Annotated in this window: 10 protein-coding genes; 6 read left to right on the top strand and 4 right to left on the bottom strand. The window is 67.7% G+C overall.

Annotated features, from left to right (window positions below; all coding sequences use genetic code 11):
• Positions 1-24: 24 nt before the first annotated feature.
• The 3 genes from CJ177_RS13625 to mdlC are packed head-to-tail and all read right to left on the bottom strand — an operon-like array spanning position 25 to position 4,505.
• Positions 25-1,482, bottom strand: coding sequence for an aldehyde dehydrogenase family protein (locus tag CJ177_RS13625; protein ID WP_095867914.1), 1,458 nt, complete (start codon positions 1,480-1,482; stop codon positions 25-27).
• A gap of 27 nt (positions 1,483-1,509) precedes the next feature.
• A complete protein-coding gene (locus CJ177_RS13630; protein WP_082764969.1) occupies positions 1,510-2,871 on the bottom strand; it encodes an aromatic acid/H+ symport family MFS transporter in 1,362 nt (453 codons plus the stop codon).
• Positions 2,872-2,918: 47 nt separating this feature from the next.
• Complete coding sequence (mdlC, locus tag CJ177_RS13635) at positions 2,919-4,505, bottom strand: benzoylformate decarboxylase (protein WP_095867915.1); 1,587 nt, start codon at positions 4,503-4,505, stop codon at positions 2,919-2,921.
• A gap of 120 nt (positions 4,506-4,625) precedes the next feature.
• Between mdlC and CJ177_RS13640 the strand changes: the two genes are divergently transcribed.
• Positions 4,626-5,540 (top strand): LysR family transcriptional regulator, encoded by a 915-nt coding sequence (locus CJ177_RS13640; protein WP_061046146.1) that lies wholly within the window; start codon positions 4,626-4,628, stop codon positions 5,538-5,540.
• Here CJ177_RS13640 and CJ177_RS13645 read toward each other — a convergent pair.
• Positions 5,508-6,638, bottom strand: coding sequence for a nitric oxide synthase oxygenase (locus CJ177_RS13645; RefSeq protein ID WP_025433304.1), 1,131 nt, complete (start codon positions 6,636-6,638; stop codon positions 5,508-5,510). The genes CJ177_RS13640 and CJ177_RS13645 overlap by 33 nt on opposite strands.
• A 141-nt stretch (positions 6,639-6,779) precedes the next feature.
• On the opposite strand from CJ177_RS13645, the gene CJ177_RS13650 reads away from it, so the two are divergent.
• The 5 genes from CJ177_RS13650 (at position 6,780) to CJ177_RS13670 (ending at position 12,644) form a co-directional block, all read left to right on the top strand.
• Positions 6,780-7,754 carry an LLM class flavin-dependent oxidoreductase gene (locus tag CJ177_RS13650; protein WP_095867916.1) on the top strand — a complete coding sequence of 325 codons (975 nt, stop codon included), beginning with the start codon at positions 6,780-6,782 and terminating at the stop codon, positions 7,752-7,754.
• A 113-nt stretch (positions 7,755-7,867) separates the two neighbouring features.
• Positions 7,868-8,884, top strand: a complete 1,017-nt coding sequence (locus tag CJ177_RS13655) for a LacI family DNA-binding transcriptional regulator (protein WP_005250920.1) — start codon at positions 7,868-7,870, stop codon at positions 8,882-8,884.
• Entirely contained in the window at positions 8,885-9,889 is a 1,005-nt protein-coding gene (locus tag CJ177_RS13660; protein ID WP_095867917.1) for a 2-hydroxyacid dehydrogenase, read from the top strand.
• Positions 9,886-11,103: a D-mannonate dehydratase ManD gene (manD, locus tag CJ177_RS13665; protein ID WP_095867918.1), complete on the top strand. Its 1,218-nt coding sequence runs from the start codon at positions 9,886-9,888 to the stop codon at positions 11,101-11,103. Before CJ177_RS13660 ends, manD begins: the two co-directional genes overlap by 4 nt.
• 5 nt (positions 11,104-11,108) lie before the next feature.
• Positions 11,109-12,644: a mannitol dehydrogenase family protein gene (locus tag CJ177_RS13670; protein ID WP_095867919.1), complete on the top strand. Its 1,536-nt coding sequence runs from the start codon at positions 11,109-11,111 to the stop codon at positions 12,642-12,644.
• Positions 12,645-12,666: the final 22 nt, after the last annotated feature.

The following is a 12,666-nucleotide window of genomic DNA, read 5'->3' on the forward strand; positions in this document are numbered from 1 at the left end:
TAGGGCAGGGTGTCAGCTGGCCGATCAGAACGGGTACTGCTGAATCGGCCCCTGGATGGTCGCCCACTGGAGTTCGGTGAACGCCTCGAGGTTCGCTGCGGCGCCGCCGACTCGTCCGCCGTTTCCGGAGGATCCCATTCCGCCGAACGGGATGTGGGCGTGGTCGCCGACGGTCTGGTCGTTGATGTGCACGAGCCCGGTCGGAATCTGCTGCGCCACTTCCCATGCCGCCATCGCATCCGAGCCGAGGACGCTCAGCGACAATCCGTACTCGGTGTCGCGCGCGATGTCGACGGCCTCGTCGATCGTCGAGTAGCGGAGCACGGGAGCGACGGGGCCGAACACTTCCTGGCAGAACGCGGGTGTGTCGCGCTGCACGTGGTCGAGGACGGTCGGGCGGTAGAACAGCCCGTCGTGGGTGCCGCCCTCGACGAGGGACACTCCGGCCGAGACGCTCTCGGTCACCAGTCGGTGGATATTGTCGCGTTGCACCGCGTCGATGATGGGGCCGAGTGCCACCTCGCCGGTGTACGGGTCGCCGACGGGGAGCGCTCGCGCCTTCTCGGCGAGCACCGCCACGTATTCGTCGGCAACCGATTCGTGGACCAGGTGCCTGCCCGCGGCCATGCAGATCTGGCCCTGGTGGAGGTATGCGCCCCAGGCTCCGGCCGACGCAGCCTTGGTGACGTCGGCGTCGGGAAGGACGATGAGGGCGTTGTTGCCGCCGAGTTCGAGGTGTGCCCGCGTGAGGTTCGCGGCCGCGGCCTGGCCGACCTTCCGTCCCGCCGACGTGGAGCCGGTGAACGCGATGACGCGGGTGTGCCGGTCGGCGACGAGGGCGGCACCGGCGTCGGCGCCGCCGGGCAGCATCTGGAAGACGCCGTCCGGTACCCCGGCGGCCGCGAACACGGCCGCCAGCACCACACCGCCGCACACCGCGGTCCGGGTGTCGGGTTTCAGAACCACCGAGTTGCCCAGTGCCAGTGCGGGTGCCACTGCGCGGATCGAGAGGATCAGGGGGAAGTTGAACGGAGCGATCACGCCGACGACACCCGCCGCGATCCGACGGCTGAAGCTCAGACGTCCGTCGGCGGACGGGAGCACCTCACCCTTGGGATGCGAAGGCAACGCCGACGCCTCGTAGCATTCCTGCGCTGCGACGTGCGTCTCGAGGCTCGCTTTCGCGCGAATCGATCCGGCCTCCCGGACGATCCACGTCTCGATCTCGGAGGCGTGCTCCTCGAAGAGCTGACCGGCGCGGCGCAGGATCGCGGCCCGATCCTCGAAAGGCGTTTTCTCCCAGCGGCGCTGGACCTCGGCGGCTTTGGTGCAGGCCGCGGCGACGTCGGCGGCGGTCGCGGTGCCGACGTGACCGAGGGTGCTGCCCGTCGCGGGCTCCACGACCTCGGAGAACGCGCCTTCGGCGGCGGTCCAGCTGCCGGTGAAGACCTTCTTCTCCCAGTCGATGTCGAGCAGGCTCATGGTCGATCCTTCTTTCGGTGAGGTCGGTCAGGACGCGAGTACGGGTGACGGTGCCGCGGATTCGGTGCGGGGCGAGCGGAATTTCCGCTTGGCGACGATTGCCACCGCGACCGCGCCGACGACTCCCGGTACGGCGACGGCGAGAAAGTTCTGCTGGAACGGTAGATGAAGAGCGAGGAGCGCGCCGCCGAGGGTGGGGCCACCGATCGCACCGATCCGTCCCATGCCCGCAGCCCACCCGACGCCGGTCGACCGTACCTCGGTCGGGTAGAACTCGACGGCGAACGCGTGGATGATGGCGAGCGCGCCGATGGTCGCCGCACCGGCGACGAACAGCAGCACATTGAGCAGTGCGGCGGCCGGGTCGAAGGACAGTCCCACCAGCGACAGGGATGCCAGGGAGAAATACGTGATCAGGGTGTTGCGGTAGGACCAGCGGTCGGCCAGCCAGCCGCCGAAGATCGCGCCGGCGATGCCCCCGAGATTCAGCACCACCAGGGTCCACAGCGCGGAACTCAAAGCGTAGCCTGCGGTCTGCATCAGTTTCGGTAGCCAAGTGTTGAGCCCGTAACTCAACAACATGCACATCGCGAAGAAGATCCAAATCAGAAAGCTGTTCAGGGCGTTTCCGTTGGTAAAGAGCTGCGCGACAGGTGCCTTCCGAACTTCCGGACGTGGCGTGGCCACTACGTCGCTCAGGTCGCGACCCGGGTCGACCTTGGACAGCACAGCCTCTAGCTTGTCCTGACGACCGTTGATGGCGAGGAACTCCGGCGACTCCGGCAGGTACTTCAGCAGAACGGGTAACAACAGGAGCGGCAGACCGGCGACGTAGAACACACCGCGCCACGTCCAGAGCGGCTCCACGTTGATTGCGAAGACCGCGGCGGCGATGCCACCGACGGAGTAGAACGACGACACGAACGTGACGAGCAGTGCCTTCGACGTTCGTGGGGCGAGCTCGGCGATCAGTGCCGTGAAGTTGGGTACGAGCGCGCCGAGCGACACACCGACGACGAGGCGGAGAATGCCGAGTTGCGCCGGGGCGCCGGCGAAGGCGCAGCTGAACGACGCCACGCTCGCCACCGTCACGCAGATGAGCATGAGCGGACGACGGCCGTACCGATCGGCGAGCGGGGCGACGAACAGTCCGCCGATCAGCATGCCGACGAGCGCCGTGGATCCGAGGGTACCGGCGGTGACCGGGTCCATGTTCCACTCGTCCATCAGATGGACGATCACGGTGCCGTACGAGACCATGTCGTATCCGTCGATGATCATCAGCAGTGAGCACAGGGCCACGACACCATAATGGAACGGCCGCAGTCGGGCGTTGGAGACGATCGAGGTAACTGTGTTCTGGGACAGCGGGTTCTGGGACAAGGGCATACTCCCGATGCGGGGCAGCGTTGCTGCCGTGGGAACGAGTGGGGCGATCACGGCTCGGTGAGGTCGGTCTCGACCTCGATCACGGCAGGCTTTCCGCTGCCGAGGGCGGTCTTGAAGGCGCGGACGAAGTCGTCGCCGGTCCGTACCGCGGTGGCCGTCACGCCGTACCCCGCAGCGATGGCGGTGAAGTCGATCCCGGGAACGTCCATGCCGGGGGTCTCGCCGGATCCCAGCACCGTTGAGAACCAGCGCAGTGCGCCGTAGGTCCCGTTCTTGAGGATGACGATGATCACCGGAATGTCGTACTGCGCGGCCGTCCACAGGGCGGTGATGCCGTAGTTGGCCGAGCCGTCTCCGATCAGGCCGATCACCTGACGGTCCGGATTCGCCAGCTGGGCGCCGACGGCGGCGGGCAGTCCGAATCCAAGCCCGCCCGATGCGGGGAAGAGGTAGCTGCCTTGGCGGGAGACGTCGAGCTGCGACCAGAACGCGCCGGTGGTGGACGTCGACTCCTTGACGTACACGGCGTCGTCCGGCGCAGTGCCGCGCAACAGTTCGAACAGCTCCTCCGGATGCACGCGCTCGGACGACGTCCTGGCCTGCGGGATGTCGGGCCGCGGCGGCAGGACCGGGCGGCGGCCCGGCGTCACGCTGTCGGCGAGGCGGGACAACGCATCCCGCACACCGCCGACCAGTGCGTCACCCATCGGGGCGCGGGCGGCCTCGCCGGGATCGCTGGTGAGGTGGATGAGCCGGGCGCCGTCGGGCAGGTACTCGCCGGGGACGAATTGGTGGTACCGGAACACGGGTGCTCCCGCGACGAGGATCAGATCGTGCCCGACCAGTGCGTCGGTGATGCCCTGGACGGCGGCGGGCAGGACCCCGCGGAAGCTGCGGTGGCGGGTGGGGAACGGGCATCGTGACGGGGACGGCGCGATCCAGACGGGGGCGCCGAGTGCGTCCGCGAGGCGGACCGCGTCGTCATTGGCGTACTCGGCATCTACTTCCGGTCCGAGTACGAGGACCGGATTCTCGGCGCGGTCGAGGGCGTCGACGAGGGTGGCGAGTTGATCCGCACTGAGGGAACCGGCAGTGGTTGTGACGCGGGTGAGGAGATGCTTCGTCTCGGCGGGTGCTTCCTGCGCCCAGTCGTCGTACGGCACCGACACATAGACCGGACCCTTCGCGGGCAGGTTTGCGATGTGGATGGCCTGGCTGATCGACCGCGGCACGTCCTGCGCGCACGCCGGCTCGCAGGACCACTTGACCAGGGGTTTCGGTAGCGACTGCGCGTCCACGTTGGCGAGCATCACCTCCTGGCCGATGGTCGAGCGGACTTGTTGCCCGGCGGTGATGATCAGCGGGCTGTGGGAGTAGACCGAGTTCGTGAGCGCGCCCATCGCGTTGCCGGTGCCCGCGGCGGCGTGCAGATTGACGAAGGCCGCGCCGCCGCGGGCCTGGGCGTACCCGTCGGCCATGGCCAGGACGGCGCCTTCGTGCAGGCCCAGGATGTAGCGGAAGTCGTCGGGCATCCCGGCGAGGAAGGGGAGCTCGTTCGATCCAGGGTTGCCGAAGATCGTGGTCAGGCCATGCGCCCGCAGTAGGTCATAGGTCGCTTCGCTGACGTCGGCCATCAGGTTTCTCCATTCTTCGCATGGTTCTCGCGGTGTGACGTGAACCACGGTAGGGAGCCGCGTCCTATAGGTCCAATGAATGCTGTCGATCAGCACATAGACAGGGTCTATATTACCGATATGGCCGACGTGGACCTCAACCTCATCAGGACCTTCGTGCTGCTGTATGAAACGCGGAGCGTCACCCGTACGGCGGAGCTGCTGTTCATCACGCAGCCGTCGGTGAGCCATTCGCTCCGCCGACTGCGGCGGCAGTTCAACGACGACCTCTTCATCCGGTCGCCGGACGGCTTGGCGCCCACCGTTCTGGCGGCGAGTATGTACCCGCAATTGCATCAGGCGCTGGAGGTTATCGACGAGACCGTCTCCGGTGTCGGTCAATTCGACGCCGAGACGTCGGACCGAACCTTCCGGATCTGCGCCACCGATCTTGGGGAGATCTCACTACTCCCCGGGGTACTCGCGGCGCTGGAAACCCGCGCTCCCCGCTGCGCCGTGCAAGTAACGCCGCTCGATTTTGCCAGTGCCGCAGAGGAACTGCGTCAAGGTCGTGCTGACGCCGTCATCTGCACACCGCGCATCGACGCGCCGGATCTGCGCCGCGACCCCTTGTTTCGGGAAGGCTATCTCGGCCTGTGCGCACTCGGGCATCCGCGGATCGGAGTCGAACCCGGCCTGGACGATTTCCTTGCCGAACGGCACATCGTCGTCGACGCCGCCGCCGGGCACGTGGACGCTGATCAAGCCCTCGCGAGGATGGGGCGTCGCCGTGACATTGCCGTGCGGGTACCGCACTTTGCGGTGCTGCCGGAACTGGTGGCGCAGACCCGGCACCTCGCCGTGGTGCCGAGCCGGGTCGCGGAACTGTTCACCCGGTCCTCGCCCGTCCGCACGTTCGCGCTCCCTGTCGAGATCCCGAACGTCGAGGTTTCGCTCTTTACCGTGCGGCGGGCTCTCCCGTCGCCGGGCGTCGATTGGTTGCGGGAGCTGATAGCCGACGTCCTACAGGCTCCCGCCGGCGATCGGACATCCTGATGCCGTGGGGGCTGGGAGGAAGTTCGGGCGGATGTCCATGTCGGGGGCGTCGTAGAGCCGGTGGAAGGTGGGGGTCAGCGCCGCCGACATCGGCGGGTTGATCCACGACCAGTCGGTCGGGCACTTCCGGCCGAGTGACTCTTCGCGTTCGACGTGGCTGATGAACTGCTTGGCAACGGTGTGATGATCGACCATGTGCACGCCGGCCTGCCGGTAACTGTGGATCACGGCGCGGTTCAGTTCGACCAGTGCGCGGTCGCGCCACAGCGTCCGCTCCGATGTCGTGTCCAGGCACAGCCGTTCGGCGATCGCGGGCAGCATGTCGTACCGATCCTCGTCACTGAGGTTGCGGGCCCCGACCTCCGTGCTCACGTACCACCCGCTGAACGGGGCGAGCGGGTAGGTCAGCCCGCCGACCGAGAAGCTCATGTTCGACACGGCGGGAACGGCATGCCACTTGAGACCGAGATCGGCGAACCAGGCGTAGTCCGGGTGCTCGATCTCGACCTCGAGCACCAGCTCGGATGGAATCTCGTACCAGCGCAGCGTCTCGTCGGGTGTGCTGACCAGCAGTGGCAGCACGTCGAACGGCGTGCCTGCGCCCCGCCACCCCATCTTCGTCACCGCCTCGGTGATTCCGACCTGGGCGGGGTCCCCGGTCACCGTCCCGTCCGCGTGGCGGTAGCCCGCGTACCGGATCAGTTGCGGGCTGACGATCTTGTACTCGCGTCCGTCCGCCAGCGGTAGGGGACCGACCGTGATGACCGAGCGCAGGGCGCCGCCGTTCGTCGCGACGCGCAGGTGCTCCCAGCACGCCTCCGCAATCTCGTCCGCGGTGGTGACGTGCCGGGCATCGATCAGCTTCAGCGTGCGCCAGTGCTTGCGACCGACGCACCGGGCGTGGTTCCGCCAGGCCAGCTGCGAGCCGACTTCCAGTTCCTCCACGGTGTGCTCGTAGCGGCCCGTCTCCGCCAGCGACTCCAGTGCGTCCGCGAGGCGGGCCGTGGGCAGGTGGGCCAGCTCGGGCTCGCTGAAGAACTCTGCGCACTCCCGCATCTGCGCTGCGGACCGCGACGTGACGTCCAGCGAGTACGACATAGTCCCTGTGCTGCTCACCATTGACCTCCCGGCGATCGTGGATCCTGCGGCGGTCAGTATGTCAGCGAAGCGGGCACACTCGTCCACCGAGTGCGGGTGGGGTGAGGAAATACCGTCGGCCGGCGGACCGTTGCCCCGGGGGTGAAGCTGTCGATTCTGGACCGGTCCCGCACGCGCCGGGGTGCGCCGGACTCTGCCGCGCTGACCGGGACGATCGAGCGAGCGGTGCATGCCGAGCAACTGGGGTTCGATCGGTTCTGGGTGGCCGAGCACCACGCCGTGCCGGGCATCGCGAGTGGATCGCCGCCGGTTCTGCTCGCTGCCCTCGGCGCCCGCACCGCCCGGATCCGGCTGGGCTCCGGTGGTGTGATGCTGCCGAATCATCAGCCTCTCGTGGTGGCCGAGCAGTTCCTGATGCTGGAGGCGATGTACCCGGGCCGGATCGACCTGGGCGTCGGACGGTCGCTGGGATTCACGAAGCCGGTACGCGAGGCACTGCGCCGCGACCGTAACGCCCCCGACACGTTCGCCGGCGACCGCGACGAGGTGCGGAGCTACCTCGAGGGCGAGGGCGCCGTGACGGCCCGGCCTCACGTGACGAGTCCACCGCCGATGTTCGTTCTCGCTACCCGGCGCGGGCTCGACTTCGCCGCGAAGGCGGGTCTGCCGGTGGTGGTCGGTGGGCCGATCCTCGGAGCGCCGGGCGCCCGCCTCCCGGAACTCGACCGGTACCGCGACAGCTTCGTCCCGTCCGCGGGGAATCCGTCCCCGTACGTGATCGTCTCACTCGAGGTCATGATCGCCGAGGACGCAGATCGATCCCGTGAGCTGCTGCTTCCGGAGGCGTGGGCGCTGGCGCAGTCGAGCCGGACCGGCGAGTTCCCGCCGCTCGAATCGGTCGCGGACATCCGGGGTCGGGCGTGGACTCCGCGGCTGCGCGAACAGGTCGACGCTTCGATCGCGTCGTCGATTCACGGCACCGCCGAGCAGGTGAGGGTCGCGCTCGAGGCCCTCGCCGCGCGTACCGGCGCGGACGAACTCCTGGCCTCGACGTCGACGTTCGACCGGGCCGCGCTGTTCGAATCCGATCGGCAGTTGTCACTCCTGGACGTGTGAACACGCACGACGCACACCGTTTGCTGCAAGCCTTGCGCAACTATTGACAACCTTGCGCAAGCCGGTGGATAGTGTGTGTCGGCAGTCACATCGAACAGCGAGGCGGTAGCACCGTGGCACCCACCTTGACCGAGGTCGCACAACGCGCAGGGGTATCCCTGTCCACCGCGTCGCGGGCGTTCAGTGCCCCGGACCGGATCGGACCGGACACGCTCGCACGGATCATCGCGGTCGCCGACGAGATCGGCTACCGGGCGGCGTCACCGACCCGCACCGACGTCGTGCGCCCCACCGCCACCACCGTCGCGGTCGTGGTGCCCGACATCGGACACACGGTGTTCGCGAGCTTCGTGAAGGCGGCCCAGGCGCAGGGGTGGCACCGGCGCCAGACCGTGCTCCTCACCGACACCGACGGCAGCGCCGACCGTGAGCGTGAGGTTCTCGGCGAGTTGCAGGGGCGCGTCGACGCGCTCGTGGTCTGCGCTCCACGGCTGCCCGCATCGGACATCGTGCAGCTCGCCGGCGACACCCCCCTGGTGCTCGTCAACCGCTCGTCACCCGAATGCGATTGCATCGTGGCGGATTCGGAAGACGGAATTCGCCAGGCCATCGACTACCTCGTCGCCCTCGGGCACGAGCACCTCGCCTATGTCCAGGGCTCGCCGCAGTCCTGGTCGAACCAGCGCCGGGTCGCCGCGGTCGAGGAATTCTGCAAGGCCAGGGATGTGCAGCTGAGTCTGCTCGGCTGGCAGCAGGAAACCCTCGCGGGCGGTCACGCCGCAGCGGCGAGCGTGATCGCGACGGGCGCGAGCGCCGTGATCACACACAACGATCCGATGGCCATCGGAGTGATGAACGGCGTCCGCGCAATGGGCTTCTCGGTGCCGGCCGACCTGAGCGTCGTCGGCATCGACGACTCGCCGCTGGCCGAACTCGCCAGCCCCGCGCTCACGAGCATCAACGTGCCGATGGCACGAGCCGGCGTGCTGAGTCTGGACCTGGTGTTCCAGCGCGCGAACGAGCCGGACTCCGATATCCGAGAAATCCACCTCCCCACTCAACTGGTCGTCCGGGCTTCGGCCGGACCGGCGCACGATCGGGTGTTTCGCCCCGGAAAAGAGAGCCGCTAGATGAAAATCGTTGTTGCCGATAGCAACCTGATTCCGCACCGATCCCGGCTCGAGGCCGCAGTTCCGTCCGAATCGCAGCTGTCCTGGCACGGCAGCTTCGACGAGGCCGCCCTGATCGAGGATCTGCGCGACGCCGACGTCTATGTCGGGGGAAGGTTCACACCGTCCATGGCGTCGGCTGCCGAGAGGCTGCGCCTCGTCCACGTCGCCGGCGCCGGCACGGACAACATCAACTTCGATGCCCTGGCGCAGGACGTGCTGGTGGCGAACACCTTCCATCACGAGAAGTCGATCGCGGAATACGTCGTGGCGGCCGCGGTGATGCTCCGGCGCGGCTTCGTCGCCCAGGACACGGCCCTGCGGCGCGGGGTGTGGGCGACGTCGGTCTACGACGACCGCCTGTCTCAGTCGAACTCCCTGCAGGGCGCCCGAGTGGGCTTCGTGGGCTTCGGGCACATCGGCACGACCACCTGGAATCTGTTCCGCGCCTTCGGCGCAACCGGATCGGCCGTGACCGGACGCGGCAACGTCGACGCCGCGAGTGCGGGGCTGGAGTGGGCGGCCGACGTGTCCCAACTCGGGCGTCTCCTCGTCGAATCCGATGTCGTCGTGGTGTCCGCACCGCTCGACGACCGGACGCGGGGCATGATCGGCGCCGACGAATTGCGCGCAATCGGTAGCGACGGTGTGCTGGTGAATGTGGGCCGCGGACCTCTCGTCCAGGAGCAGGCACTGTTCGACGCACTGTCCTCGTCGACCATCGCCGCTGCGGCCATCGACGTCTGGTACGACTATCCCGGACCCGACGGTCGAGGGAGGCCCAGCGCTCTGCCGTTCTCCGAACTCCCCAACATTCTGATGACACCGCATTCTTCCGGAGTCTCACAACAGACTTTCGTCGGCCGCGTCGACGACATCGCCGACAACATCACTCGACTCGCTCGCGGTGAGCAACTGCGCAACGTCGTCGCACCCGCGGTCGGCTCGAAAGGATCACGGGCATGACCGACAAGATCATCTCCGCGGACGTGCTGGTCTGCAGCCCCACCCGCAACTTCGTCACCCTCAAGATCACCACGGCCGACGGCGTCGTCGGCTACGGTGACGCCACGCTCAACGGCCGTGAACTGTCCGTCGCGTCGTATCTCCGGGACCATGTGGCGCCCCTGCTGATCGGGCGTGACCCGGCGCGGATCGAGGACACCTGGCAATACCTCTACCGCGGCGTGTACTGGCGGCGCGGGCCAGTCACGATGGCCGCGATCGGCGCCGTCGACGTCGCCCTCTGGGACATCAAGGGCAAGACCCTCGGCCAGCCCGTCTACCAGTTGCTCGGCGGTGCCGTCCGCGACCGGGTGCTCTCCTACACCCACGCGACCGGGTGGGACGCGCCCGCGTTGCTCGACTCGGTCGACGCCACGCGCGCGAAGGGCTTTCAGGCGATTCGAGTGCAGTCCGGGGTACCCGGCCTGGATTCGGTGTACGGCGTACACCAGGGCGCCGCCGGATACGAGCCCGCGAGTCGCGGCGCCCTGCCGGTCGAGGAAGTGTGGGACACCGACGCGTACCTCAACCATGCACCCCGGATCCTCGGAGCCGTGCGTGAACACGTCGGCCCCGAACTCAAATTGCTGCACGACGCACACCATCGGCTCACCCCGCAGCAGGCCGCGCGACTGGGGAAGTCGGTCGAACACGTGGACCTGTTCTGGCTCGAGGACGTCACGCCGGCCGAGAACCAGGATGCACTGCGTCTGGTGCGCAACCACACCACCACACCCCTGGCGATCGGGGAGGTCTTCAACACGATCTGGGATTGCCAGCACCTGATCACCGAACAGCTGATCGACTTCATCCGGGTGGCCATCGTCCACGCGGGCGGAATCAGCCACGTTCGCAAGATCTTCGCGCTCGCCGAGGTGTACCAGATTCGCGGCGGACCGCACGGCCCGTCGGACGTCTCGCCGATCTCCCTGGGTGCGAGTCTGCACCTCGGTCTCGCGACGCCGAATTTCGGAATCCAGGAGTACATGGGTTACGACCCGCTCGTCAGCGAGGTCTTCCCCCACGCGTGGTCGTTCTCGGACGGGCACCTCACTCCCGGCGACGTTCCGGGTATCGGAGTGAGCATGAACGAGGAACTCGCGGAGCAGTATCCGTACGAGCAGGCCTATCTCCCGGTCGCCCGGCGCCGTGACGGCTCCATGACGGATTGGTGACGCGCATGTCCGAACCGATACTTTCGCGCCGAAACGTTCCCGCTGCGGCATTGATCCACCGGCGGGTACCGGAGGGAACCGGGATCGTGCACCTGGGCCTCGGAAACTTCCACCGCGCACACCAGGCGGTGTACACCGCGCTCGCGATGGAACGCGAACCCGGACCGTGGGGCATCCTCGGTGTGGCGAGCCGCTCGAGCACCGTCGCCGACGCGATGAACGCGCAGGACCTCCTGTACAGCGTCGTCGAGATCTCGCCGGACGGTTCTCGTGTGAGCGTCCCGGGTTCACACACCGGAACCCTGGTGGCCGAACAGGACCCGGAGTCCGTCGTCCGTGCGATCGCGGACCCGGCGACGAAGATCGTCACGATCACGGTGACCGAACACGGGTACACGGTGTCACCCGAGACCGGTTCCCTCGACCTCGATTCCGACGTCGTTCGCCGCGACCTCACCGAGGTGCGGACACCTCGCACCACGATCGGGCAGATCGCCCGCGGACTGGCCCTGCGGGCGAGCACGCACGGCGCCCCGGCCACGATCCTCAGCTGCGACAACCTGCTGTCCAACGGGCGTCAGACCGAAAGGCTCGTCCGCGAGTTCGTCGGCACCTTCGCCCCGCCTCTCCGCGACGACCTGCTGTCCTGGATGAACTCGTCCGTGACGTTCCCCAACTCGATGGTGGACCGGATCGTGCCGTCCGGCTCGGACCGCTACAACGAGGCGGCGCTGGCACACCTCGGCGTGCGCGACACGATCGCCGTCCCCGCGGAGCCGTTCACGATGTGGGTCATGGAGGAGCGGTTCGCCGCCGGCCGTCCCGTGTGGGAGCACGGTGGCGCGCTGTTCACCGACGACGTCGAGCCGTACGAGCTGATGAAGGTCCGACTGCTCAACGGGACGCATTCGCTCATCGCCTACCTCGGCGCACTCGACGGGCGCGCCACCATCCCCGAGTCCGTTGCGCAGCCGTTCGTCGAGGACGCCGCGCGGCGGATCCTCTGCGACGAGTACCTGCCGACGGTCACCGTTCCCGCATCGGTGGACACGGACGACTACATCCGACAGCTGTTCTCGCGTTGGTCCAATACCGCTCTGGGACATCGCACCTCACAGGTCGGCTCCGACGGATCGGTCAAACTGGCGCAGCGCATCCCGATCCCCGCGCTCGAACATCTCGGCCGCGGTACCGTCCCGCAGTACCTTTCTCTGACGGTGGCGGCATACCTCTGCTGCATCGCCCCGCCGCCCGGGTTCGATCCCGGCCCCCACGCACGATCCATGACCGACCCCGCTCGACCGCGCCTGGCAGGAATGGCCGACAACGCCGCTTCCACTACAGAATTCGTTCGCTCCGTCTTCGTCGACGGAGGTCTGTTTCCCAGCACTCTCGCTTCGCACACCGACTTCGTCTCGCGGATCGCCGACTTCGTCGACATCATCGTCCGCCACGGACCGGCAGTCGCCGCCGGCGAAGCATCCGACTCGGTCCCGGACCTCGGGACGACCCCGTCGCTGCAGTCCAGCGCGACCATCTGACTCCCTCACCCCTGCCCGGACA

The sequence above is a fragment of the Rhodococcus sp. ACPA1 genome (assembly GCF_002300195.1).
Lineage (GTDB): Bacteria > Actinomycetota > Actinomycetes > Mycobacteriales > Mycobacteriaceae > Rhodococcus_F > Rhodococcus_F opacus.

What these genes read in the sequence shown, in the direction of transcription:
- CJ177_RS13625 (WP_095867914.1), bottom strand. Translation starts at nt 1,482, where the DNA reads ATGAGCCTGCTCGACATCGACTGGGAGAAGAAGGTCTTCACCGGCAGC.
- CJ177_RS13630 (WP_082764969.1), bottom strand. Translation starts at nt 2,871, where the DNA reads ATGCCCTTGTCCCAGAACCCGCTGTCCCAGAACACAGTTACCTCGATC.
- mdlC (WP_095867915.1), bottom strand. Translation starts at nt 4,505, where the DNA reads ATGGCCGACGTCAGCGAAGCGACCTATGACCTACTGCGGGCGCATGGC.
- CJ177_RS13640 (WP_061046146.1), top strand. Translation starts at nt 4,626, where the DNA reads ATGGCCGACGTGGACCTCAACCTCATCAGGACCTTCGTGCTGCTGTAT.
- CJ177_RS13645 (WP_025433304.1), bottom strand. Translation starts at nt 6,638, where the DNA reads ATGTCGTACTCGCTGGACGTCACGTCGCGGTCCGCAGCGCAGATGCGG.
- CJ177_RS13660 (WP_095867917.1), top strand. Translation starts at nt 8,885, where the DNA reads ATGAAAATCGTTGTTGCCGATAGCAACCTGATTCCGCACCGATCCCGG.
- manD (WP_095867918.1), top strand. Translation starts at nt 9,886, where the DNA reads ATGACCGACAAGATCATCTCCGCGGACGTGCTGGTCTGCAGCCCCACC.
- CJ177_RS13670 (WP_095867919.1), top strand. Translation starts at nt 11,109, where the DNA reads ATGTCCGAACCGATACTTTCGCGCCGAAACGTTCCCGCTGCGGCATTG.